The 26,080-nt window shown below is 55.7% G+C and carries 17 protein-coding genes; 11 read left to right on the top strand and 6 right to left on the bottom strand.

Annotated features, from left to right (window positions below; genetic code table 11):
- Positions 1 to 634 precede the first annotated feature (634 nt).
- Together ACYASS_RS21210 and msrA are read left to right on the top strand one after the other, a co-directional pair.
- Positions 635 to 3,328, top strand: coding sequence for a sensor domain-containing phosphodiesterase (locus ACYASS_RS21210; protein ID WP_463587569.1), 2,694 nt, complete (start codon positions 635 to 637; stop codon positions 3,326 to 3,328).
- 190 nt (positions 3,329 to 3,518) lie between these two features.
- Positions 3,519 to 4,181 (top strand): peptide-methionine (S)-S-oxide reductase MsrA, encoded by a 663-nt coding sequence (gene msrA / locus ACYASS_RS21205; RefSeq protein WP_255877656.1) that lies wholly within the window; start codon positions 3,519 to 3,521, stop codon positions 4,179 to 4,181.
- 104 nt (positions 4,182 to 4,285) lie between these two features.
- On the opposite strand, the gene ACYASS_RS21200 is transcribed toward msrA, so the two are convergent.
- Positions 4,286 to 5,122, bottom strand: a complete 837-nt coding sequence (locus ACYASS_RS21200; RefSeq protein ID WP_463587568.1) for a 23S rRNA (adenine(2030)-N(6))-methyltransferase RlmJ — start codon at positions 5,120 to 5,122, stop codon at positions 4,286 to 4,288.
- Positions 5,123 to 5,470: 348 nt separating this feature from the next.
- Complete coding sequence (locus tag ACYASS_RS21195) at positions 5,471 to 5,842, bottom strand: hypothetical protein (RefSeq protein WP_463587567.1); 372 nt, start codon at positions 5,840 to 5,842, stop codon at positions 5,471 to 5,473.
- Positions 5,843 to 6,383: 541 nt separating this feature from the next.
- Between ACYASS_RS21195 and ACYASS_RS21190 the strand changes: the two genes are divergently transcribed.
- Entirely contained in the window at positions 6,384 to 6,893 is a 510-nt protein-coding gene (locus ACYASS_RS21190) for a BRO-N domain-containing protein (protein ID WP_463587566.1), read from the top strand.
- Positions 6,894 to 7,287: 394 nt separating this feature from the next.
- Entirely contained in the window at positions 7,288 to 8,205 is a 918-nt protein-coding gene (locus ACYASS_RS21185) for a hypothetical protein (protein ID WP_463587565.1), read from the top strand.
- A 61-nt stretch (positions 8,206 to 8,266) separates the two neighbouring features.
- Here the strand turns inward: ACYASS_RS21185 and ACYASS_RS21180 are convergent, their stop codons facing one another.
- Entirely contained in the window at positions 8,267 to 10,324 is a 2,058-nt protein-coding gene (locus ACYASS_RS21180; RefSeq protein WP_463587564.1) for a hypothetical protein, read from the bottom strand.
- A gap of 67 nt (positions 10,325 to 10,391) precedes the next feature.
- A complete protein-coding gene (locus tag ACYASS_RS21175) occupies positions 10,392 to 12,416 on the bottom strand; it encodes a hypothetical protein (RefSeq protein ID WP_463587563.1) in 2,025 nt (674 codons plus the stop codon).
- 830 nt (positions 12,417 to 13,246) lie between these two features.
- On the opposite strand from ACYASS_RS21175, the gene ACYASS_RS21170 reads away from it, so the two are divergent.
- Together ACYASS_RS21170 and ACYASS_RS21165 are read left to right on the top strand one after the other, a co-directional pair.
- Entirely contained in the window at positions 13,247 to 15,655 is a 2,409-nt protein-coding gene (locus ACYASS_RS21170) for an autotransporter outer membrane beta-barrel domain-containing protein (RefSeq protein ID WP_463587562.1), read from the top strand.
- A 207-nt stretch (positions 15,656 to 15,862) separates the two neighbouring features.
- Positions 15,863 to 16,129: a hypothetical protein gene (locus ACYASS_RS21165; RefSeq protein ID WP_463587561.1), complete on the top strand. Its 267-nt coding sequence runs from the start codon at positions 15,863 to 15,865 to the stop codon at positions 16,127 to 16,129.
- Between the two features lie 81 nt (positions 16,130 to 16,210).
- Here the strand turns inward: ACYASS_RS21165 and ACYASS_RS21160 are convergent, their stop codons facing one another.
- Both ACYASS_RS21160 and gbdR read right to left on the bottom strand, forming a co-directional pair.
- Positions 16,211 to 17,872 carry a hypothetical protein gene (locus ACYASS_RS21160; RefSeq protein WP_463587560.1) on the bottom strand — a complete coding sequence of 554 codons (1,662 nt, stop codon included), beginning with the start codon at positions 17,870 to 17,872 and terminating at the stop codon, positions 16,211 to 16,213.
- 485 nt (positions 17,873 to 18,357) lie between these two features.
- Positions 18,358 to 19,461: a choline metabolism transcriptional regulator GbdR gene (gene gbdR, locus ACYASS_RS21155; protein ID WP_463587559.1), complete on the bottom strand. Its 1,104-nt coding sequence runs from the start codon at positions 19,459 to 19,461 to the stop codon at positions 18,358 to 18,360.
- Between the two features lie 1,069 nt (positions 19,462 to 20,530).
- Here gbdR and ACYASS_RS21150 point away from each other — a divergent pair.
- The 5 genes from ACYASS_RS21150 to betB all read left to right on the top strand — a co-directional run bounded on the left by ACYASS_RS21150 (position 20,531) and on the right by betB (position 26,035).
- On the top strand, positions 20,531 to 21,478 hold the full coding sequence (locus ACYASS_RS21150; RefSeq protein ID WP_122664217.1) for a choline ABC transporter substrate-binding protein: 948 nt from the start codon (positions 20,531 to 20,533) through the stop codon (positions 21,476 to 21,478).
- A gap of 67 nt (positions 21,479 to 21,545) precedes the next feature.
- Positions 21,546 to 22,391, top strand: coding sequence for a choline ABC transporter permease subunit (gene choW / locus ACYASS_RS21145; RefSeq protein ID WP_095092419.1), 846 nt, complete (start codon positions 21,546 to 21,548; stop codon positions 22,389 to 22,391).
- On the top strand, positions 22,388 to 23,566 hold the full coding sequence (gene choV / locus ACYASS_RS21140; protein WP_243244305.1) for a choline ABC transporter ATP-binding protein: 1,179 nt from the start codon (positions 22,388 to 22,390) through the stop codon (positions 23,564 to 23,566). The genes choW and choV overlap by 4 nt, the downstream gene beginning before the upstream one ends.
- A gap of 288 nt (positions 23,567 to 23,854) precedes the next feature.
- Positions 23,855 to 24,448, top strand: coding sequence for a transcriptional regulator BetI (betI, locus tag ACYASS_RS21135; protein ID WP_463587558.1), 594 nt, complete (start codon positions 23,855 to 23,857; stop codon positions 24,446 to 24,448).
- A gap of 114 nt (positions 24,449 to 24,562) precedes the next feature.
- The gene (gene betB / locus ACYASS_RS21130) at positions 24,563 to 26,035 is read left to right on the top strand and encodes a betaine-aldehyde dehydrogenase (RefSeq protein ID WP_463587557.1); all 1,473 of its coding nucleotides are present in this window, start codon (positions 24,563 to 24,565) and stop codon (positions 26,033 to 26,035) included.
- The last annotated feature ends 45 nt before the right edge of the window (positions 26,036 to 26,080 follow it).

Genomic DNA, 26,080 nt, shown 5'->3' with positions numbered 1-26,080 from the left:
ATGGGACACAAAATCGCCTATCTGTCTGCGCCCCCCCATGATCTGCACGGAACACATAACCCGGTAGGAGCGAAATTGTTCGCGAGGTGTGCACCTGACACACCCGGTCGCCAGCTTCGCGAACAAGTTCGCTCCTACCAATACGGTAATTTTCACCCGGCCAAACCGCTCGACCTCAACCCCGCCCAACTGGCGGGGCTTTTTTTATCCAGGATTCAATCATCTGCGCGAAACGCATAATCCGGTAGGAGCGAACTTGTTCGCGAGGTGTGCACCTGACACACCCGGTCGCCAGCTTCGCGAACAAGTTCGCTCCTACCGATACGGTAATTTTCACCCGGCCAAACCGCTCGACCTCAACTCCGCCCAACTGGCGGGGCTTTTTTTGTGTGCGATTTGGCAAAGTGCGGCGAAATGCCGCTAATCCACGTTCTTACCCTGCTCCCGCCAAACCATTGATCTAGAGCACTTAATTCGAATAACGCATACAAGTGACGTCTTCATCTCAAACATTTATAGCACTAAGCCACCGCGCTCCCTTGTCAGCCAGTGCTGCATGATGCAACCTTGCCACACGCGAAATCAGAAAGGGCCTTGCCCGCACGCGATCAGTATTCCGAAAGCGAGTTTCTTCATGAAGAGCCAACCCGATGCTGCCGGTAGAACGGCGGCCGAGGTAGTGACGCAATTGCCTGTGCCCTCGCGGCTCGGCATGCTGCGTTTCGAGCGGCTGAATGAGGCCAATTGGGCGCTGCTCTACCTCGATCCAAACTGTGAAAAACAGTTCGGCCTGGCTGCCGTGGAACTCTGCGCCTTGTTGGGCTCGCCTTATGCGAGCCTGATGGAACCTGAAGCCCGTTATCACCTGCACGACAGCATCCAATCGCAACTCGCCACCACACCGCACTACAGCGTGCGCTACACCCTGCATACCGCTCGCGGCCCACTCAGCGTGGTGGAAATTGGTGAGGGCTATAAACAGCACAATCGGCACCTGTTACGCGGCTACCTGATGGTGGTCGACGGCCTGGAGATTGATGCCGACCTGTCGAGCAATCCGGATCTGGAAACCCAGAACTCTCGCCTGCAAATCGCTCTGGAGCTCAATCAGCAAGCCCAGCGCGAACAGTTTGAGCACCTTGAGCGTGTCCGTGCACAGCAAAACCTGATCCTGCATCTCGCCCGTCAGCGCTACAGCACCAACAATGCCCTGCAGGAAGCAGCTGAACTGATTACCAAAAGCGCCTGCGAGATCTACAACATCTCCTGCGCAAGCATGTGGTACCTCAACGGCCAGATGCTTGAACCTATCTCCGAATATCGCCGCGATACGGGCGAATACCGCTTGCCGGAGCCTGTCGACGCGAGCCGTTATCCGAGCTACCTCGAAGCGCTGCATAACAGCCGCGCCATCGATGCCAACGACGTCCAGCTGGACCCGCGCACCAAAGAAATGGCCTCCAGCCTAAAGCCGCGTGACATCAGCGCTATTCTCGACGCGAGCATTCGTATCGACGGCCAGGTGATGGGCGTGCTGTGCCTGGAGCAGACCGGCGAACCGCGCGCCTGGCAGTCCGATGAAATTGCGTTTGCCGGTGAGCTCGCCGACCAGTTCGCCCAAGCCATCAACAACCACACCCGGCGCACCGCCACCAGCGCGCTGCATTTGTTCCAGCGCGCAGTGGAGCAAAGCGCCAACGCCTTCCTGCTGGTCAATTGCGATGGCGTCGTCGAGTACGTTAACCCGAGTTTTACAGCCATCACCCAGTACACCACTGACGAGGTGCACGGCTATAAGCTCTCGGAACTGCCTGCCCTTGAGAACCTTAACGATTTGCTCAAGGACGCCAACTCCAGCCTGGCGAACAGCAACAGCTGGCAGGGTGAGTTCAAGAGTCGGCGTAAAAACCTGGAACCCTACTGGGGCCAGCTATCGATTTCCAAGGTATATGGCGACAACCGCGAGTTGACCCACTACATCGGCATCTACGAAGACATCACCCAGAACAAGCTGGCCCAACAGCGCATCGAGCGTTTGGCGTATACCGACAACCTGACCAACCTGGGTAATCGGCCGGCATTCATTCGTACCCTGGACGAGCGTTTTACCCGGGACAGCGACACGCCCATGAGCCTGTTGCTGGTGGACATCGACAACTTCAAGCGCATCAACGACAGCCTGGGCCACCAGACCGGCGACAAACTGCTGATCAGCCTTGCACGACGCCTGCGCAACACGCTGAGCCCCAGCGATGTCCTGGCGCGCTTCGCCAGTAACGAATTCGCCGTATTGCTGGATCAGACCGGACCTGATGCCGGGCAAAGTATTGCCAGCCAGGTACTGGCGACACTGGACAAGCCGATCTTCGTCGACAATCAGTTGATTAGCGTCACCGGCTCTGTAGGCTTGGCCTGCGCACCGCTGCATGGCCGTGATCCGCAGACCCTGATGAAAAACGCAGGTCTGGCACTGCACAAGGCAAAAGCCAACGGCAAGCATCAGGTCCAGGTGTTCACCGAAGCCCTGAACGCCGAGGCCAGCTACAAACTGTTCGTTGAAAACAACCTGCGCCGCGCCCTGACCCAGAACGAGCTGGAAGTCTTCTATCAGCCCAAACTGTGCCTGCTCAGCGGTCGCCTGATCGGCATGGAAGCGCTGCTGCGCTGGAACCACCCAGAGAAAGGCATGATCCGCCCTGATCAGTTCATCAGTGTGGCGGAAGAAACCGGCCTGATCATCCCGATCGGCAAATGGGTTGCGCGCCAGTCCTGCCGGATGAGCAAGCAACTGACTGCCGCTGGTTTCGGCAATCTGCAAGTGGCGATCAACGTGTCCCCCAAACAGTTCTCTGACCCGGAACTGGTCGGCGCGATTGCTGCAATCCTCAAGGAAGAACAGCTCGACGCTTCGCTGCTGGAACTGGAGCTGACTGAAGGCCTGTTGCTGGAAGCCACTGAAGACACCCGCCAGCAATTGGACTCCCTGAAGAAAATGGGTCTTTCCCTGGCCATGGACGACTTCGGCACCGGCTATTCATCGTTCAGCTACCTGAAAAAATTCCCGATCGACGTAATCAAGATCGACCGCAGCTTCATCCGCGATATTCCGGATGATGAAGACGATATGGAAATCACCTCGGCAGTGATCGCCATGGCCCACAACCTGAAGCTCAAAGTGGTCGCCGAAGGCATCGAAACCGCCGCCCAGCTAACCTTCCTGCGCCGCCATCGCTGCGACGTGGGCCAAGGCTATCTGTTCGACAAACCGATCCGTGGCGAAGAGCTGATCGCCAAACTCCGCCGCTACCCACGCGGACCGTCTGCCTGACAGGCTTCCCCCTGCCCGCTTGTTTGGGGCACACTTGCTGCTAACTGACATCACGCCGCCCTCGGTAGGAGGCAACTTGTTAGCGAGACGGCGAAACTGACATCGCCTCGCGAACAAGTTCGCTCCTACCGGGAGTCGCGCCCTGATTACCTTCGCGGCCCGCCCGCATCCCACCATGAGGAAAAGGTTCATGGCTCTACGCTCGGAAATTCTCGTGAACAAAAACGTACTCCCAACTGCCGACCAAGCCCTGCCTGGCCGCGAAACGCCGATGGCCCTCCCGGAAACCCACTTCGTCAACGGCAACCCGCTATTGGGCCCGTTCACCGCAAACGTGGAATTCGCTATTTTCGGTCTGGGTTGCTTCTGGGGTGCCGAACGCCGCTTCTGGCAACGGGACGGCGTCGTCAGCACCGTCGTCGGCTATGCCGGTGGCTTCACGCCTAACCCGACTTACGAAGAAGTCTGCTCCGGTCTGACTGGCCACACTGAAGTCGTGCTAGTGGTCTACGAGCCGGAAAAAGTCAGCTACGACGAACTGCTAACCCAGTTCTGGGAACTGCACAATCCGACTCAAGGCATGCGCCAAGGCAACGACATCGGCACGCAATACCGTTCGGTGATCTACTGCACCACACCAGAACAACTTGCCGCCGCCAAGGCCAGCGCCGCGGTGTATCAGGCTGAACTGACCAAAGCCGGGCTAGGTGAAATCACCACCGAAATCGAAGAGGCACCGACTGTGTTCTTTGCCGAGGCGTACCACCAGCAATACCTGGCGAAGAATCCGCAGGGCTATTGCGGGATTGGCGGGACGGGTGTTTGCATGCCGCCGAGTCTCGCGGGGAATTGATTGGGTTAGGCAATTTGTTAGCGAGGCTTTTGTTTTGCGTAATCAGGAACATCGCCTCGCGAACAAGTTCGCTCCTACCCAGTATTACCGCAGCCGTTTAAACATCACTCCGCAATCAACCAATCCATCTTCCAGTCACCCTTGGTTTGACCCAGCTTCTGCGCCAGATACGGCAGCAACTCGCGCAGTTCTTCTTCAAGGCCCCAAGGCGGGTTGGCGATGACCAGGCCTGAGCCATTGAGGCTGGCGGGGGTGTCCAGCGGGTGGACATACAGCTCGACACGCAGCAGCTTCGGCGCACCGGTTTCTGCGAGGTCCTGGTAGAAACGCTTGAGCAGACGCGGGTCCTTGATCGGGTACCAAATGGCAGCCACGGTCTGGCGCATACGGCCGATGGTTTCTTTCAGGGCCACGGCGCAGCGTTTCATCTCGTCGAGCTGTTCGAACGGCGGATCAATCAGCAACACTGCCCGCTTCTCACCGACTGGCAGTAGCGCACGTGGCACATGCCAGCCTTCGCCCAGATGCACAGCCACACGACGGTCGCCTTTCATGTTCTCTTTCAACAAGCGGCCGTCTTCCGGGTGCTTCTCGTTGAGCAACACCCGATCATTGGCGCGAGTCGAGCGGCGGGCGATTTCCGGGGAGCCGGGGTAGTAACGCAGTTCGCCATCGGGGTTCATGTCATGCAGCAACTGCATGTAATCGGCCGCCAATGCAGGCAAGTCCGGCGCATTCCACAGTCGCGCGATGCCTTCCAGGTATTCGCCAGTTCGGCTGGCCTGATCACCTTTGAGATCATAAAGGCCCAGCCCGGCGTGGCTGTCGATGTAGGCGAACGGCTGTTCCTTGCGCGCCATCAGGGCGAACAAGCGAGTCATGATCAAGTGTTTGAGTACATCGGCGTGGTTGCCGGCATGGAAGGCGTGACGGTAATTCATGGCAGCTCCTCGAAGGCTGCGCAGTTTAGCAAAAGCCAGAGTTCAGATCAGGTCAAACTGCCCGGTGAGCGTATTCAGGCAAAGGTGAAGTTATCCACATACAGCCAGTCTGTACCCGGCTTAACAGTCAGCACCAACGATCTGATCCGGCGATCCAGGCTGACAACCGCCTGCCAGGCGGCTTAGTCGAATCCGCATTCCAGCTTGTCCTCGAATGTAAGAGCGCCCTATCGATACGGGCAAGGCAGGGCACTTCGACCGCAGCGGTTGCTCTGACTGTCCACGATACCTGTAGTAGCAGCAGGTACCGCGAGAGACGTACTGGGACGTGATCGGCTATCCATTGGCTCACCATTCAATGCGATAGATCTCGCGGTCCGAAGACATGAAGCTAACCGGCGGTTTTACTTGGCGCGGTACCTCAACGGTGACCTCCCAGACCGGCGATATATCGCCATCACTGGTGCACACGCTAAAGCGATGATGGCCTTTCGAAGCAGTACAGGTCTTAGTCCAGGCGCCTACACCCACCACCACAGTGGTCCATGCCAGTTCACCATGATCCAGTATGAAAACCGTTCTGTTCGAGGGTCCCTGGCCAAAAAGCATCAGGCTGGGGTGATAAGCAGTACCGGGGTTCGCGAGAGAGTTGCAGCGGTCGTCAACCACGCGGGTTATCGCGACCGGGATATAAGTGGAGTGTTCGGAGTAGGTGTGCATCGTTCACCTGCATTGGCTAATGGCAGAGTTCCTGACAACTGCTTTATGTCAGCGCGAAGGGTGAGCAACTTGCAGTATCGTTGAAGGCTGTCGCCTGGGAATGATCAAATCGGACTATCGCTAGACTCTTCGGCAATGAGCTGCGCCCCGGGGCGTCATGTTTCGTTCTATCAGGCTCGCCACTTGGGGAAGCCACGGTACTGGCGGGCTGTGGCATCACAGAGGCTGTGAAAATCACTCGGCTCACGCCGTCGGTCACATCCACACACACGTGCCAGCATTTACGATCAAAACCGTCTGCCCAATCATGCGCGCCCTGAGCCTAAGAACTCTGCTAAGCGTCACCCGCCACGACAGCCAGCGGTTTTTTTGTGCCCGCGATAAATTCGTTTATCCCGGGCGCATAATGCCTTTGCATGTCTGTTATGTCGGGAGTCGGCTAATACAAGACCCTTCGGGGGAATATGCCGGCACTTCTTAGTGGTGTTCTTAGCTCCCGACGCCTTTGGTCTCTCACTAAAGCCAATACGGACAGACAGCAATGGAACCGCCTTTAGAACCCATGGTGTTCAACCGCCATAAATACCACTTGCACGGCCTGCTCATCGACCGCCAGGCGTGGTTTTGCGCACGGGATCTGGGCCGCATGATGGGCCTGTTTCTCGAAGAACGCTTCACCCGAAAACTCGCCCCCGACCAGCGCCGCAACGTGCTGATGAGCTACTACGGCGAAGCAAAAGAAACCCTGATGGTCAGTGAGTCTGCGGTGTATGCCCTGCTCGTCTACCACCCCAACCCGGCCAATCTACCGCTGCGCAAATGGCTGACCTGCAGCGTACTGCCACGATTGAGATACGCCTCGAATTCGGATAGCCACAACGGCCTGACGCCAGGGGTATTGGCGTGGCAGACCGGCGAATTGAACGTGGTGCGTTGGCAGGATGAGGCGTGGATCCGGTTGCGGGATATGCCGTGTTTGTTGTCCAGGCGGGATCAGTTGGGGGCTGGCCGTGTGGGTGGATGGTGGGAGGGGTTACGGCTGATTTTTTAAAGGGACACTAACGTTGATTAGTGCATAGGAAGTTTAGCGGGCGGCAGCGTTAACACCTCGCACGAAATAAGACCCATTGGAAATAATCAACGCCTCAGTTATCTCGGCGTGGTGTTCCGCTGTCGGCTTTTACCACACCCTTGATACATAATCCTGTTGCCCAAGGGTTTAGACACGCGCCCTGCATTACCCAAACACCCGCCACCCCATTTATCGAGGACAAAGCCTCTAAAGGTGCCTGATTATTGTGCTTAGATTACTTCGAAATCAGTGAGAATTTTCAACGTCGAAATCCTATTAAAACTGCCACGCCTTACAGTGTTTATTCTTTAACTTTACCTCCAGAATTAGTTAGCGATGGGATGTCCTCTCGCTTCATTCCGGAGTATTAAACATGAAAAAATTACACTCCCTACTCCTCAGTCTGGCCCTCGTGGGCTGTACTTCAACCGCTGTTAACGACGCGCCAACCGCAATGCGAACACCCGAGTTACAAGCGGTCGGTATATCAGGCATTGGCGAAGATGCACAGCGTCATTTAACCAACCGGTATGCCGATACGGCCGTCACCTGTGGCGCGCCTTCGCGACCGGCGTTTCTTTGCAATGGGGTTTTGATACGCGGCACCAGCTATAAGGCTGGTCGTCATTCCTGGGATAATAGCCCGGCCAACCACACTTCTGGCGGTGTTTCCTTTTCCTACTTGAGAAAAGACTCTAAATATCAAAAGTTGGCATACGGCTATAGCAACGGTTATATCTTCCTGCCGGTTTACCACGCTGGGAATAAAATCACCCCGGAAATTCTCTGTGCGTTCCCACTGGATGCAGGCACCTCCGCCAGAGTAAACAAGGGGTGTGGCGCATATACGGGTATCCCCGGAAGCGCAGCTTGCCAGGCCCAGGGCATTTATACGGCAACAGCCTGGTACAACCACTTTAGAGCGAGTGGAAGCACGCGTGCTGCCCAGTGTGGGTTTGATGTCAGGGACGCACTGAATGACGGTGCCGCCACCGCGTTTGATGCGACGATTAAAGGGATGGCATTAATCAACGTTGAATCGTTCGCCACTCAGAATGAACTCAGATTAGCAGTTTGGCAGGACGGCTTGGGGAAAGTGCTGCCACTGGAGGCATTCTTTTACGTCAATAGGTCGCCGCAAGGTTTGATTGATGCACAAAATGATCAACGGGACTTTAAAAGTGCGACGGGGATTTCATTGCCGATCATTTCCCTATGGCTACCTGGAACTCCAGCCAGTGAGGCGACCTTCAGGTATTTAGTCGGTGACCAGGTTATCCCCATCCCCTAAGTCACTTCATAAATCCAGAGACGCTGATGCGTCCCTGGATTTACCAAATGACCGCTAGCACTCAAAACGTTTTTCTAAGCACTCTGGAAAAGATCAAGTGCCGCCCCTCCCCCCTATACACCGTGTAATTGATCAACACCTCACGACCTCTGTTTTCAGTGACCCAGGTCGTCGGAATGTCGAACTCCTCTGGACGGGTATCCAGATTTTGCTCATCGGTATCGTGCTTGACGATACCCTCCCAGCGCACCCGACCGGTATGAGGTGAATGCATGTCCGTGTAATGCAAGGTGACTTTTCGGTTGTCCGCAGAAAGCACCGGTGGCACAAGGTCATACGTCTGGGGATCGACTTGAAGCGGTAATGCCGGGGACGTTCCGACGACTGTTCCATTGGCCAGTGTGACGGTGTAGGTGATGGAGACTGAGCGACCGATGACGTCGATCACTTCCATGCGAGGCACCAGGAACTCCAGATCACCGACGACGGTTACGGTTTTTTCTTCCTGATAGACAACAGTTCCCGCCCAACGCAGCTGCACTTTTTGCCCGATAGCCATCCCCGTATAGCTGACGATAACCGGCAGATAATCGTCGTAATACATGGCAGAGTCGAAGTTAAGACGCGTGCCATCGCCGTAAGCCTTGGGAACCCGAGGCGGGCGTAAATCGAAGCCTGGCGACTCTGCTTTGACGCTTAATGGAACGTGAGCAGAATCCCGACTCACGACCCCACTGAGCACGGTGTAATAAACATCCACGCTACCGCCGGCCAACCCATCCACATGAGCGGCTTTGGGCACTTTGAAGGTGATGTCCTGCGCCAGATTGTTGCCTGGTTTCTCTTCAGTGAACTGCGTGTGCCCGCCACCCGCCGTGACACCATTCCAGTACAGGATGACCCGCTGGGTGCTGTCCATACCGGGATAGGCCTTCACTACGACAGTTGCCCCCGTAGCGCCAACATTCGCTGGATCGAGCATGCCCCCAACCTGCTCCAGTACCGATGGTTCTCGCAACGGTTGAATGGCGCCGCTGACCGTAATTGACACCCTGCGGGAACGGCGTAGACCGTTCACCTCGTAATAAACGATGGCTCGGCCGCCTGCGATAGCGACCACCGTCTCGTTCTTCACCTGCAGCCTGACCGGGAAACCTTCATCTTCCGGTTGCATGATGTAGCTCACGCTTTCCTCGACAGGCAGCCCCCCAGCGGTTACGCCAAGCCAGTGCAGCACCACCGAATCATAAGCGTTCCAATTCTGATAAACCGGGATATAGACATTGGCATCACTGGTGCCCAACTCTGCCAGATCAAGGTCATTGTCGCCGACAGCCTTCTCTATTCTAGGGGCGGGCATGGTATTGGGCCCGGCTTCAACATCAGTGATGGCGGGCAAAGAGTACAGTGACCAGTTCCCGACAACGTCCCGTATGTCATAAAAAACCCTTAACCCCAGTGTATTGGGCGTAGAGAGGATCGTTGCCGTGTCTACCCTTATCACGACGGGTCTGCCAACCTGCGCAGCAGTAAGCGGTGGCTGTTTCAGCGGGGTCTGCCCCCAGGTCAACGTCAGAACATCCCCCTCCTCCATGAAATACCAGGGCACGATAGTGACCGTAACACCCTGGCTGGCAACAGCATCGTCAATAACCAGCGGAATACCATTGGGCTTGGCAAGATTTTCATTCAGTGTGGGTGTCAGTGGAACGGGATCAGGATCGCCGGGTATTTGAGTATCAACGTCCACATAGTATGAAAATGAGACCGCTTCATTACCGGCCAAACCAGTGAAAGAGTGATACCTGACCTCAACGTCGTCCCCATCCAGAATACGGTTTGGGTCAACATTGAAGACTAAGAAACCCGTGCGGATTTGTTCTAGGCTAATGAGATAGGAGTCCACCAGCACATCATTCCAATACAACACCAACGTATCATTGGGTTGAATAGCGCCGGGTATAAGGGGCGCTGTTACTTTGACGGGTCCTATCGGGGATTTGCGCAACTCGTCGTAACCCAGGCCGCCTTTGTTTATTTGATCGATCACCGGAATGCCGGGTTCAGGCATTGAGGGGGGTGGGCGCTGCAGCGCGGACGCGACTTGAATATTAGGCATGAGAAAAACCTCTCTCAGATGAAAACGACTGACAGGCGAATATCGCCTGTCAGTACCGGCATCAAAACTAAGGCAAGGTGCAGTTTGGATCGCCCCCGGTCGAAAGTTGAACCACTACCACATCGGCAGGGTCCGACTCCGTAGCCCCCATCGCGTTTTCCACCTTATAAGTAGGTTTAACCGAGCCGAAGCACAGCGCGCGCATGATATAGGCCGGAACATCAATTACAGCCTTCTGTGCGGCTATTTCTGTAGGTGTAATGGGTCGCCTCAGTTCATACCTGGAAGGTTCGATGGGTGCTCCAGTACCGTCATATTCGGTATACCCCACGAAGAACAACTGAATAAAATCGAACGCTGCTATGTTGGTGTCGGTTAGAGGGCACTCGACAGGAGTGCCGTCATACCCCAGCGTACGGTCGATAATCAGGAAGCCCGAGTCGGCGTAAGCCTCAGGTAGCGTTGGTTTTGCCAGTGGTCTTCCATCCCCCGGCAGGCCGACATCCGACTCGACGAGTACCGGGAGTTTGGGCGACAGGGCAGTAGAAGTATGAGGCGTCACAGACAGCGCCCGGGTCAACGTGTAAGTGACATCTTTCAGGCCAGCACCCTCCAGCTGGATGTCACGGGTCAGAATGGGCAGGACCAGATCTCTGGTGGGCTGGGTGGCGTTTAATGTGAGATTGATCACCCTGCGGCCATGCCACATGACGGCCAATTGGTCACTTTCAGCCATGGCCTGCCGGTTATCCACGGTTTGCCACGGTATGGTCACCTGCGCGTCTTTCTCGTAGTCATCCGCCGGAATTGCCCCCACGGTACCGTTGCCGTCATCACTGATGACAATGGGCGGCTTCAGGTTCTCGTTCTCCGGAGTGGTGGGATCGGGGTCAGGGCCACCTGGAATGTTCAGGTCAATCTGTACGGTCGTGGGCAGGGAGGGCGGGAAGGTATTGATGCCCCTTCTGACGGTATAGGTGACAACCACGGAGCCCACCTGAGCAGGTGGCGTGAGCAACTGCGTATACGGCACCTGGATATCTGTAATCATTGGGTCCAGCAATTCTTCGCCGGGTGCAAGAGGTCTGCCTGTCAAATTGACGGTACCCCAGTGCACCATAATAACGTCCCCCGGCTTAGGGTTGGTGTATTGCGGGATTGACACTGTCACGGGCAGCCGCGCATCTGTATCGGTGATCATGCCGTCATCAAAGCTGGGCACCAATGGGGCCAGGAAGTTCTCCGGGGCATCTTTGAGCAGCACGTCGACGACACGATCCGGCGCTCTAACGGTTGTTTCATTGCCTGCACGGTCGCGTAGCTTATAGCTGAACGCAACCGGTCCATCGCCATACTTTTCCAGCAAAACCCTTGAGAAAAAGATATGTACTTTCTGGGTGCCAATCTCATCGTCGTCGACGACTTCCTCGGCAGCGGGGATAAACTCGCCGGAAGAACCATCTGCCGAGCCAATCCAGGGCACTACGACATCCTGGATTTTCATGTCGTAGTAATCTGCGACGATGGCTTCCAGATTATCGTTCGTATCCAGATCCGCTTCAGTAATACCGTCGCTCACATCCGATACAAATTGAAGCTGTGGTTTGAGCTCACCGCCTGGGGGATTTCTATCAACGATCATCGTCACCGACCTTGAAAAGGTCTGATTGATCGTGCCAGTGGGCGGCTGACCGGTGGTGTACTGCAGGGCATATTGCCCGTGGGCGTTGGCAGCCATCATTGCTGCGGGAACAGTGAAATCAAAAACCTTTGCCGGGTTGGCCACGTCGGCGGCAGTTATGGGGATCCGCGCGCCAATGTCTACACCATTCCAGCGAACACGAAGAACCGAATTCGTCGAGATAGCAGGCCACCACTTGATCTGAACGGGTAACGCCAGATCAACAATGGCTTGGGGCAATAGATAGTAACCGGGGCCTTCATCAAGGTCTTCCAATGCGCCGGTTGCTGCTATCACTGTCGCTGGCATGTTGGCGTTCTGAGGCTCTGAAGGAGTGGGACGAGGGCCGTTTTGACGCTCGTTATAAATACCCACCCTTGAAAACCTGGTGTTACGTACTTTGTCGTCCATTATCTTTACTCACATGCGTTAGGCCCCTCCCATTGAAATGAAGGGGGCGCTGTTAATTCCATGAAGAAATAAGAGACACGATAAACCACGCACTTTAAGTGATCGCACGGGATGATCTTGAACACCCGGTTGCAATAGCCATCTGTAAAAAGTGCTGCCTGGTCAGGACTCCATTCCTGCGTCGAGGCAATAACAAAATACACCACTACTCATCAATAAATTCTTTTGTCATTGCATGTTTAAAAATAGAAAGAAACCGACTGCCGCGCCAAGATTCATTGGCTATAGCTCAGGTCCGCAATTGCGATAACAGGCAGCTTTTGCGCAACGCCCCCACGCTTAAAAAACCAGCGTTGTATCATCCCATTAACACTGTTTGCTTATCGCCATTCGCTATTTCAACTAACGCCCGCTATCTCGACAACTAACACACCGCAAGTATTTTTTGACAAAACTTTTCACTCTGACTATTACTAGTTGTGGCAATAAATAGATATAGCGCTTCGAGGTGCGCAGGATCTCGACTGGATGAAAGCTACCACGACCAGTGGTTTCAGCCAGTAAATACAGGCATGCGATTTTTCTGAAGGCATCTAGCCACTCCAGCATTCTCGGATTCATACATGCATGCAGGAAACTTCCTACAAGACTGGGTGAAATACCCTATGCATTACCGACTTTTTTATGAGGTCCAATAGCGCCCCCTTGGCAACTCCTATTACTTGAGGCACAACATCATGATTTCCGCACCCAGGCGTGCTCACTATTCCCAGCTGGCTATAGCCATTAGTTTGGCTATCGGTCTTGCCTCTGAAAGTGGAGCCGCGAACTTGGGACCCGGCGATTCAGCAATCGTTAATCCTGGAGACGGCACCGAGAACTGGACACTTTCAAACGCAGAATTGACCGTCAACCCAAACGCTACCACCGGTTCAATTGAAGCGGGCTCTGGCTCCAGACTGGTTATCAATGCGGCAACTGTAACGTCCGCCGGACCCGGCATTTACTTGCTTAACTCCTTCGCAACTATCGATGGGGCGACGATTACCAGCACCAACGACACTGGCCTTACAGTGGATCGCAATGGTGACTTTGTGGATCCACCCTCACAGGCCGCGGTCAGCAATAGCACGATCACCGGAACGGGTTTCGGCGTCGTCGTATCGCTGGACAACACATTGGTTCTCTCCAATACCGATGTTTACGGTAAAGATGACGGGTCAGGAACCAGTGGCATAGGCCTGTTATCCACGGGTGGCCTGGTAACAATCGCAAACGGTAGCAACGTGACCGGCGACATTACGGGCGTACGTCTGTCCGCTAACTTTCTGGGGACCGACCCGGAAAATGCGCCACTGACTGTGGACGGCTCAACGATCACCGGCATTAACGGCAGTGGGATTGTGGTTGCGTCGTACTACGGAACACCCACGAATTCAGTTATCAGCATTACCAATGGCTCGACGGTAAACGGCGGAAACGGCTTGGCGCTAGAGGTTTCCGACGACTCCACTGTCGACTTGAGCGTCGATAACAGCACGCTCAATGGCGGCATTCTGATCAGTGATGACTCCACCGCCAATGTCGCGCTGAACAACAACTCGCGCATCATTGGCGATGTCACCAATGTCGCCAATATGACCATGAACAATGGCTCAACGCTGACCGGCGATCTGACGCAAAGCGACACCCTCAGCCTGAACAATAACTCCAGCATTACCGGCAACGTTTCCGATGTGACCGATTTCACGCTGGACAACGGTTCGAGCCTGACTGGCAACGTGACCGACACCGTCAACCTCAGCGCCAGTAACGGCTCACGTATTACCGGCGACATTAGTAATGTTGATCAACTCAACCTGGTCAACAACTCATCCATCAGCGGCAACCTGAGCAATGTTGAAAACCTGAGTCTGGATAACTCGACCTGGACCACCAACGACGGTGCAGGCGTCACCAACCTGAGCATGAGCACTGGCACGGTGAAGCTGGGGAGCGGCGACGGGACATTCGAGAGGCTATCGGTCAGTACGCTATCGGGCAATGGCCGCTTCATCATGGATACGGACCTGGCCGCGCACCTAAGCGATTTCATTGACGTTTCCGGGATTGCAACGGGTAATTACGAACTGCAGATCAAGAACACGGGTGTCGACCCGAGCCTGGGCGACCAGGATCAACAAGTCGTGCATACCGGCGCAGGCAGTAACGCAGCGTTTGGTGTGGTGGGCGGACAAGTCGACTTCGGCACATTCGCCTATGAACTGGAACAGCGCGGGACCGACTGGTTTCTGGTTCAGAAATATGACGATGGAGGCAAACCTATCATTACGCCCGGTACACGTTCGGTCATTGGTTTGTTCAGTGCAGCGCCTACCGTCTGGTACGGCGAACTGACCAGCCTGCGCAGTCGTATGGGTGAGTTGCGTTATGGCAAGACCGAAGGTGGCGCGTGGGCTCGCGCCTACGGCAACAAATACAACATGTCTGCTGCAGGCGGCACGGCTTATCAGCAGAACCAGCAGGGTATTTCCTATGGCGCCGATGTGGCGCTGCCTGCTTCCAGCGGTCAGTGGCTGGTGGGTGTGTTGGGTGGCTACAGCCGTTCGGATCTGGACATAGCAGCAGGAACTACCGGCCGGGTCGACAGTTATTACCTGGGTGCCTACACCACCTGGTTGTCCGACAGCGGTTATTACATTGATGCGATCCTCAAGGCCAACCGCTTCAAGAATAAATCCGATGTACGCATGAGCGACGGCACCAAGTCCGGTGGCGATTACACCAACAACGGTATCGGTGCGTCGGTCGAAGCGGGCAAACATATCAAACTGGCTGATGACTGGTTCGTTGAACCGTATGTGCAAGGCTCGGCGTTGTGGGTGTCGGGAGAGAATTACTCGCTGGACAATGGCATGGATGCGCGCAGCAACAAGGCTGATTCCTTCCTTGGCAAGGTGGGCACCAGCGTAGGTCGCAACTTCCCAATGGAAGGTGGTGGTTTTATCCAGCCCTACGTGAAGGTGGCTATGGCCCATGAGTTTGCCAAGGGCAACCGGGTCAAGGTCAACAGCAACACGTTCAGCAACGACTTGTCAGGCAGCCGGGGTGAAATCGGTGCCGGGATCGCAGCGCAGTTGACGGATGTATTGCAATTGCACGCTGACGTTGATTACAGCAAGGGCGAGAACATCGAACAGCCTTGGGGCGTCAATGTCGGGGTGCGTTATAGCTGGTAAACACTGCTGAATAAAACAGGGCCTCACGGCCCTTTTTTATTGTGTGCTGCAAGTCTGGGCCGCACCGCTTATCTGTTGATCCCTCGTGGCATTTAGCCGAAAACGACCTGTTCGTAGGCATGCTGGACATCCCGGCATACGGTCCTTGCCGGCAGGGCAAAGCGACACCAGAATCGCTGCATACCTCACAAAAAAGGAGCAGCCGGGATGATGCACGCGGATTTGATTGACCAGGAGGACTTGATCAGCCAGCTCAGAGCCATCGGCTTAGAGGTGCCTACCGGCGCAACGGCCGAACAAGCGTGTGCACAAGCCGTCAGCGGTCTGACTGAAGACCGCGCCACCGCCTTGCGCTGCCTGGTCGAACAAATGTTCAGCGGCAGCGCGACCCTATTGCCCGCGGTGAGGCAAGCGATTGATCAGCAGTTGCTTCCGGCGCTGGCCCTTTATAAGCAGGGCCGCAGGCAGAGTTGACGCGATGACCATCTGAAGCAAAACACGACATGGCCTCTTGGCTAAATCTGTAACGGCATCAGATCGTTAACAGACCGTGCATCAAAGCCCCTGATCACTCGGGTGATAACTGAAAATGTTATCGCCCCCGGTTTTGAACGCGACGCTTATCACCGGAACGGTTGTTCGGCTCTGGGTGTAGTAATCACGCTGAATATACCGCGCGCCCTCAAGTCCTAGCGCCCGGCTCTGGTCGTAAATGTAGATGAAGGCCTCAATGGGCAACTGCTGGGGAATATTTTGCGGCCAGCGACCAATCAGGATTTCGTTATGCGCCATCCCGCTCATTTCCGCCTGGGGATTTTCCCTGGCTAACAGACTCAACGCAAAACTTGCCTGATCGGTTCCCAAACCGCACTGGTGACGATATCTGTTAACCGCCAATGGTTGAGAAAAGAAATGAGCTTTCCATGCAGCAAGGCTATTGATGCCCTGCTCCGCGCAGCGCTGACTGCTTCCCGGAAAATACTGATTCTGACCACAGCCTGTCCGGTCCCGCTCAGCAGTGGCTCCGTCGTAGGGGAACGAACATTGCACCACCAATGGATAAATCCCCTGCTGCCCATAAGCAGCGGCCTCTTTGAAGATAAACCCTTGTTCCACCTGCCCCATGTACGGGCCATGATTAAACTTGAGGTCTTTCCTGAGGTAGGTGAATGAAACATCATTTTGACCACTCGGATTAGGGTTCCATGAATGAAAGCCCGCACCGTAAGTCGTCATGCGAGCAATCACGCCGTTGCAATAATAAGCAGCCTGGCCGTTGCAATCGTTGGACGTGGCGTTATAACGCCCGTTCAAACGATCTGCCAACTCCCAACCATCGACCTGGTCTGCGGCACTCCAGGTAAATATATTTTTGTCAGCAGCAGCAAAGTTAACCCTGACGATGGGCAGCCTTTGTGATGTTTTCAGATAATAGGCATGGCGCAGGGACTGTGCGTTCAAAATGCCCCCCGTTGCAGCATTGTAGAAAAATGCCTCAATCGGCAACTGCTCTGGTGTGTCTTCGCGCCAAGTGGCAATCAGTAACTCATTACGAGTGACGGTATGGGCTGCATCAACGCCATTGTGCGCATCAAGGCTGGCCTTGAATTGGCTGGCAACCAGCGAACTCAATGAACACTGCTTATAAACGCTCGACCCAAATCGACGGAAATTTTCCAGCCATAACGGCGCGGTAACAGCGGGCGTTGCCAATGTTGCGCAGGTGCTGAGATCCGCTTCCTGTCGTGCGCTGGTTGCTGCGAAGCCACAGCCAAAACCCGGACGCCCACTGCTTTGCGTTCCGGCCATAAAGGGATAAATACAGCGGACGATGGGTGCCTTGTTTTGTGCCAGCGCTGTCTCTTGGTCGCTGAAGATAAAGCCACTGCCCAGATCAGTACCGTTACTTCCAATATCACGGCGGATATAGGAGAACGTCACAGAGCCCAGGGTTGCAGCAGGAGGGCTATGAGTCCAGAACGGATAAGTGGAGTTATAAGTCGCGGTGCGCAGCATTACCCCTGAGCAATAATAAGCAGGCGTGCCGTCAGTGCACTGTTCAACAGTACTTTGGTAGTGAGCGTTCAGCCGATCAACCAGTTCCTGATCGGTAACAACTGCAGCAGGAAGCGGTGGTGGCGCACTGACCGGTGTTTGGCCTGTCGAACAGGCCAACAGACTCATTGCAAATAAACTTGCTATCCACATCCTGTTCATTACAGCCTCCTTATTATCTGTTACACCAACCTCCTGACCATTTCTTACTAACGGCATCACACACGTTATTTAACTAATTACACCACACGTGATTATTCTTATCGTGCACCTGAACAATCAGGTTGTCTAAGTATTAATCACGATAGGGAAGGTGCAGTTCTATAGCGAACAATCAATAAAGAGGAGGGAAGCATGAGCAGGAAGGGATAAGGCTGAAGCCAGGAAAGCGTATGTCAAACCCCAGATTTGGCGCCGGTTGATATCGACGAGGGACCGGCTTTAGCCGGGAAGGCGAAGGGTGTTGCACCGCTAAACCTGGGTGTCGGCTCGAATGTCTTCCTGGCTGAAGCCGGTCCCACGTCGAGTTGTGGGACCGGCTTTAGCCGGGAAGGCGAAGGGTGTTGCACCGCTAAACTTGGGGTGTCGGCTCGAATATCTTCCCGGCTGAAGCCGGTCCCACGTTGTCGGACACCCACGCTGGCGTGTTACAACCTCACACTCGCAAACGTCGACTCATTGCGAGCCTGACTCAACGCCGACAACGGGCCAGACAACGGCGCCAGGACCATGGCTTGCGGGATCGGCATCATTGCCACTTGCTGGGCGGTGTTGGACCCGACGCGTTCATCGCGTGGCGGGATGCCGAAGTACTCGCGATAGCACTTGGAGAAGTGCGGCGTCGATACAAAGCCGCACACCGAAGCCACTTCGATGATCGACATTGGCGTTTGCTTGAGCAGTTGCCGGGCACGGATCAGGCGCAATTTGAGGTAATAGCGCGACGGCGAGCAATGCAGATATTTCTGGAACAAGCGCTCCAACTGACGCCGGGAAACAGCGACATAAACCGCCAGTTCATCCAGGTCGATAGGCTCTTCAAGATTAGCCTCCATCAGCGCAACGATTTCCTGCAGCTTCGGCTGATTGGTGCCCAGCATGTGCTTGAGTGGCACGCGCTGGTGATCCTGCTCATTGCGAATACGCTCGTAGACGAACATTTCCGAAATCGCCGCCGACAGTTCACGACCATGATCACGGCTGATCAAGTGCAGCATCATGTCCAGCGGCGCGGTACCGCCTGAGCTGGTGAAGCGGTTACGGTCCAGGGTAAACAAGCGAGTGCTCATTGCAACACGAGGAAAAGCTTCCTGCATCGAGGCCAGACATTCCCAGTGCACGCTGCAATCAAAACCATCCAGCAAACCGGCGCAGGCCAGCGCCCAACTGCCGGTGCAGACTGCACCAAGCCGACGCGACTGACGCGCCTGACTCTGCAGCCAGCTGACGTGTTCCCGAGTAACCGTGCGCTGGATACCGACGCCGCCGCAGACAATCACCGTGTCCATCGCCGGGGCTTTGTGCATGGCCGCATCAGGGGTGATCTGCAGGCCATCGCTGGCCCAGACCTGACCGCCATCAGCGCTCAGCGTGGTCCAGCGATACAACTCGCGGCCCGACAACTGGTTTGCCATACGCAGAGGTTCAACCGCTGAGGCGAGGGAGATCAGAGTGAAGTTATCCAGCAGCAGAAAGCCAATGGATTGTGGTGCGCGATTCTGGGGTTGGGCCCCGGAGTTAAACGAAGTCATCACTGTATCTCCTCACACAAAGCGGATTGGAGGCCTCAGGCGGAGGCTCTTGTTATTGCCCTATTTGAAGCAGGGCTTTGTGATGACAACGCAAATGCCATGCCTAAAGTTGAATGCTCATTCAATAACCCCTGAAAACGACGTCGCGATGCGTCTAGTCAGCAGCGACCTGAGTTGTCGATTAGCGACGTCAGCGTCGGTTGCGCCCCGTGCTGTGCATGGCGGGTGAGCAGTTCGGTAGCACTTGTGTGCAGGCTCGAAACGAGGAGTGGCGCAGGAATGTCACTCAATGCACAGGCCTTCGCAAACTCGAAAGCCAGCACATAGCATTGCGCCAAAAGGTGGCGGCAATCCGCGGGTATGGTCAATAAGTGCGCAGTCGTAAGCGCAACGCGCATTAACGTGGGACCAGCTTTAGCCGGGAAGAGGCCGGTACATTCGCTACATTTGCAGCGCTAATAATTACGCCTTCCCGGCTAAAGCCGGTCCCACGTCTGCAGTCTCTGACGACAGATGTGTGTCGGATGTAACGGCCTCTTCCCGGCTGGGGCCTGTCCCACGACGTGACCAATCTCCACCCGACAGGGAACATAACACCCAAATGACCATCCAAAACCACCGTGATGAGTGGTTCAAGGGCTAACGGCAAACGCTGCTGCGGCTGCTACGCTCTTGCTGTTACCTGCCGGGATGCGCACATCATCAGGCTTTTGCAACGCCTGTGGCATCCCGTAACGACACGCACATCCCCACCAACGTCGCCCGTGATTCGCTGAGTCCCGGAGCGATGACTTATGCCGTTTTTTGCCGCGTTCGCGCGGCAAAAGAGACCTTACGGCATGGAAAAAACCTGTAAGCGACGTCACCAACACTGGATACGACGCCCTGTGTACTGGTTACGACGCCCCCTGTAGGCGTTTGATTTTTGCTGTTACATGATCCGTATCGACTCGTTCGCCAGCGCAGTGGAAGAGCCTTGATCAAACGCCTTGTACTTCAGCCAAAAAAACACCAACCGCGTCAGCTTGCGAAGCTGATAGCGAGAAAAAAACACCAAGGGAGTCCGCTAATGAAAGGTTCTAAATCGTTGCTACTGGCTGTTGCGCTGGGCTTACCGATGCTGGCACAGGCCGCTGAGCCTGAGCAGTGCAGCACGGTCAACTTTTCGGATGTCGGCTGGACAGACATCACTGTCACCACCGCCGTCACCAGCGCCGTTCTTGAATCCCTCGGCTACAAAACCAAAACCACGATGATCTCCGTGCCAGTCACTTACAAGTCTCTGGCCGACGGCAAGAACATGGACGTCTTCCTCGGCAACTGGATGCCGACCATGGAAAACGACATCAAGCCTTATCGTGATGCAGGCACCGTCGAGACCATTCGCGCCAACCTGGAGAACGCCAAATACACCTTGGCTGTTCCTCAGGCACTTTACGACAAGGGCCTGAAGGATTTCGCCGACATTGCCAAGTTCAAGAAAGAACTGGACGGCAAAATCTACGGTATCGAGCCTGGTAACGACGGTAACCGCCTGATCCAGAGCATGATCGACAAGAATGCTTTCGGCCTGAAAGACGCCGGTTTCAAAGTCGTTGAATCCAGTGAAGCAGGCATGCTCTCTCAGGTTGATCGCGCTCAACGTCGCAAATCCGATGTGGTGTTCCTGGGCTGGGAACCGCATCCGATGAACACTCGCTTCAAGATGCAGTACCTGACCGGCGGCGATGACTTCTTCGGCCCGAACTTCGGTCAGGCCACCATCTTCACCAACACGCGTAAAGGCTACGCACAGGAATGTAGCAACGTCGGCCAACTGCTGAAAAACCTGTCGTTCACCCTAGACATGGAAAGCACGCTGATGGGCAAGGTTCTGGACGACAAGCAAAAGCCTGACGCTGCGGCCAAAGCCTGGCTGAAAGCCAACCCGCAAGTGCTCGACACCTGGCTGGCAGGCGTCACCACCATCGACGGCAAGCCTGGCCTGGAGGCAGCAAAAGCCAAGCTGACGAAGTAAGCAGACAAGCAGGCGGGTGCGCCCGCCTGTTGTCCCCCTTTTCTCCCGCAAGCGGACAATCGATACCATGCTGACAGATCATAAAATTCCCTTAGGCGAGTACATCGCGGCCTTCGTAGACTGGCTGACCCAACACGGCGCCAGCACTTTCGATGCAATCGCGTCATCGCTTGAAACCATGATCCACGGCCTGACGTTTGCGCTGACTTGGTTCAACCCCTTCGTGCTGATCGGCCTGATCGCTCTGCTCGCGCATTTCATCCAGCGCAAATGGGGCCTGACTGCGTTCGTCGTCGCGTCGTTTCTGCTGATCCTTAATCTGGGCTACTGGGATCAAACCCTGGAAACCCTGGCACAAGTGCTGTTCGCGACCTTCGTCTGCGTCATCATCGGTGTGCCGCTGGGCATTGTTGCCGCCCACAAACCGATGTTCTACACCGTGATGCGCCCGGTGCTGGACTTGATGCAAACCGTACCGACCTTCGTTTACCTGATCCCTACCCTGACGCTGTTCGGCCTGGGCGTGGTGCCCGGTCTGATTTCAACGGTGGTCTTCGCCATTGCGGCGCCGATCCGGCTGACGTATCTGGGTATCCGTGATGTTCCCCATGAATTGCTCGATGCCGGTAAAGCCTTTGGCTCATCGCGTCGTCAACTGCTGACCCGAATCGAGCTGCCCTACGCCATGCCGAGCATCGCTGCCGGTATTACCCAGTGCATCATGCTGTCGTTGTCGATGGTGGTGATTGCCGCACTGGTGGGCGCCGATGGCCTGGGCAAACCCGTGGTCAACGCATTGAACACTGCTGACATTTCCCAAGGCTTCGAAGCAGGCCTGGCGATCGTATTGCTGGCAATCATGCTCGACCGTATCTGCAAACAACCCGAAACCAAAGTGAGGGCTGACGCATGAGCATTATCAAGTTCGATAACGTCGACGTTATCTTTGCCAATGATCCTCGCGAAGCGCTCAAGCTGCTTGATGAAGGCTTGACCCGTGATCAGATCCTGAAGAAAACCGGCCAGATCGTCGGCGTGGAAAAAGCCAGTCTGGACATCGAGAAAGGTGAAATCTGTGTATTGATGGGCCTGTCCGGTTCGGGCAAGTCCAGCCTGCTGCGCTGCATCAACGGCCTCAACACCGTGAGCCGCGGCGCGCTTTATGTAGAGCACGAAGGCTCACAAATCAACATCGCCAACTGCACACCGGCAGAGCTGAAATTGATGCGCACCAAACGCATCGCCATGGTGTTCCAGAAGTTCGCCCTGATGCCGTGGCTGACGGTGCGCGAGAACATCAGCTTTGGTCTGGAAATGCAGGGCCGCCCGGAAAAGGAACGCCGCAAGCTGGTGGATGAAAAACTGCAGCTGGTGGGCCTGACGCAGTGGCGCAACAAGAAGCCCGACGAATTATCCGGCGGCATGCAGCAGCGTGTCGGTCTGGCTCGGGCTCTGGCCATGGACGCCGACATTCTGTTGATGGACGAACCCTTCTCGGCCCTCGACCCGCTGATTCGCCAGGGCTTGCAAGACGAACTGCTGGACCTGCAGAGCAAGCTGAACAAAACCATTGTGTTCGTCAGCCACGACCTGGACGAAGCGCTGAAGCTGGGCAGCCGGATTGCGATCATGAAAGACGGTCGCATCGTGCAGTACAGCGTGCCGGAACAGATTGTGCTCAACCCCGCCGATGAGTATGTGCGTACCTTCGTCGCACACACTAACCCGCTCAACGTGCTGTGCGGCCGCAGCCTGATGCGCACACTGGACAACTGCACCAAAGTGAATGGTTCGGTGTGTCTGGACCCGGGTGCAGACTCATGGCTCGATCTGGCCGAAGGCAACACCATCAAAGGTGCACGCCAGGGTGCCGGTCAACTCGACCTGCAAAACTGGACGCCGGGCCAGCCGATGGACACGCTGGACCGCAAGCCGACCCTGGTGCACTCCAATATCGGCATGCGCGACGCCCTGCAGATTCGTTATCAAACCGGTAACAAGCTGGTGCTGCAGGATGGCAATCAAGTGGTCGGGATTCTCGGCGACAGTGAGCTGTACCACGCACTGCTCGGCAAGAATCTAGGGTAAAAGCACACCACAGCCCCTTGTGGGAGCAGAGCTTGCTCGCGATGCATGAGACGCAGCTTTAAGAGACACCGCGTTATCGTTTATCGCGAGCAAGCTCTGCTCCCACATAGCAGGCGAACATAGAATCTCCCACAAGGGAACTGAATTTCATCGCCCACACATGTGCATCTACAAGGCTTTCCGCACGCCCATCATTTTTTATTGATTGAACGTTCAATAAAAAATCTTTAGACTGGCTGAGCCTTTTTGGGCAGAGCGATCAGTCAGGCGAATCAGGAGATTTAGCGAATGCCCAAGGTCGGTATGCAACCTATACGCCGTCAGCAGTTGATCCAGGCCACGCTTACAGCGGTCGATCAAGTCGGCATGGGCGACGCCAGCATTGCGCTGATTGCTCGTCTGGCAGGCGTCTCGAACGGCATCATCAGCCACTACTTTCAGGACAAGAACGGCCTGATCGCAGCCACCATGCGCCACCTGATGAATGCCCTGATCCTGACCGTACGTGAACGTCGTCAGGCCCTCATCGATGACAGCCCAAGGGCGCATCTGCAAGTGATCATCGAGGGCAACTTCGACGCCAGCCAGGTCAACGGCCCGGCAATGAAAACCTGGCTGGCCTTCTGGGCCACCAGCATGCACCACCCGTCATTGCACAGGCTGCAGCGGATCAACGATCACCGTCTGTATTCAAACCTGTGCTGTCAGTTCCGCCGCGTACTGGCACCGGAGCAAGCGCGAAGCGCGGCCCGCGGTCTTGCGGCACTGATCGACGGTTTATGGCTACGCGGCGCGCTGTCGGGCGATGAGTTCGACACCGATCAGGCGCTGCAAATCGCCTACGAATACATGGATTTCCAACTGGCGAAAGCGGTGAGCTGAAACGTTTCACATTTGATGAGGCGAGCACCGAACGACTACGCACCAAAGTTGCCCAAATCGCTAAGGCAACCTGACGTCAGTCATCGCCAGCCACTCTGAATTTGCGAGGACTTTATGGCCCGTTTCGAACAGCAAAAACTCTACATCGACGGCGGTTACGTCGACGCCACCAGCAATGCGACTTTCGACGCTATCAACCCTGCCAACGGTGAGCTGTTGGCTCAAGTCCAGCGTGCCTCCAAAGAGGACGTTGAACGCGCCGTGGTCAGCGCCGAGAAAGGCCAGAAAATCTGGGCCGAAATGACCGCCATGGAGCGCTCACGCATCCTGCGCCGTGCCGTGGACATCCTGCGCGAACGCAACGATGAACTGGCCGCACTGGAAACCCTGGACACCGGGAAAGCCTTTTCCGAAACAAAATACGTCGACATCGTGACCGGTGCAGACGTACTGGAATACTACGCAGGCCTGGTACCCGCCATCGAAGGCGAGCAGATCCCGCTACGCACCTCCTCGTTCGTTTACACCCGCCGCGAGCCGCTGGGTGTGGTCGCCGGTATCGGCGCGTGGAACTACCCGATCCAGATCGCGTTGTGGAAGTCCGCTCCGGCGCTGGCTGCCGGTAACGCGATGATCTTCAAGCCGAGCGAAGTCACTTCGCTGACCACCTTGAAGCTGGCTGAAATCTACACCGAAGCAGGCGTACCGGACGGCGTGTTCAACGTGCTGCCGGGTACCGGCGCTGAAGTGGGCAGCTGGCTGACCGAGCACCCGCGCATCGAGAAGATCTCGTTTACCGGCGGCGTGCAAACCGGCAAGAAAGTCATGGCCAGCGCTTCGGGTTCGTCCCTGAAAGAAGTCACCATGGAGCTGGGCGGCAAATCGCCGCTGATCATCTTCGACGACGCCGATCTGGATCGCGCCGCCGACGTTGCGATGATGGCCAACTTCTACAGCTCCGGCCAGGTCTGCACCAACGGCACACGCGTGTTTGTACCTAATGCGTTGAAGAGCGCGTTTGAAGCAAAAATCCTGGAGCGCGTTAAGCGCATCCGTGTCGGCGACCCGGAAGACGAAAATATCAATTTCGGCCCGCTGGTCAGCTTCGCCCACATGGAAAACGTACTGGGCTACATCGCTTCCGGCAAAGAGCAAGGCGCACGCCTGCTGGCCGGTGGCGAGCGACTGACCGAAGGTGAACTGGCCAAGGGCGCTTATGTCGCGCCAACGGTTTTCACTGATTGCACTGACGACATGAAAATCGTCCAGGAAGAAATCTTCGGCCCGGTGATGAGCATCCTCGGTTACGACACTGAAGAAGAAGTCATCCGCCGCGCCAACGACACTGATTTCGGCTTGGCGGCGGGCATCGTCACCAAAGACCTGAACCGCGCGCATCGTGTGATTCACCAGCTTGAGGCGGGTATCTGCTGGATCAACGCCTGGGGCGAGTCCGACGCGAAAATGCCGGTCGGCGGCTACAAGCAATCAGGCGTAGGTCGCGAAAACGGCATCAGTTCGCTGGCGCAGTACACGCGGATCAAGGCCGTTCAGGTTGAGTTGGGCGATTACGCTTCGGTGTTCTAAGAAACGACCGAAATCCCGGTAGGAGCGAACTTGTTCGCGAGGCAG

This window comes from Pseudomonas sp. HP_14 (assembly GCF_055283875.1).
The sequence above is the reverse complement of the archived record's forward strand: the minus strand, read 5'-3'. Positions and strand labels throughout refer to the sequence as shown.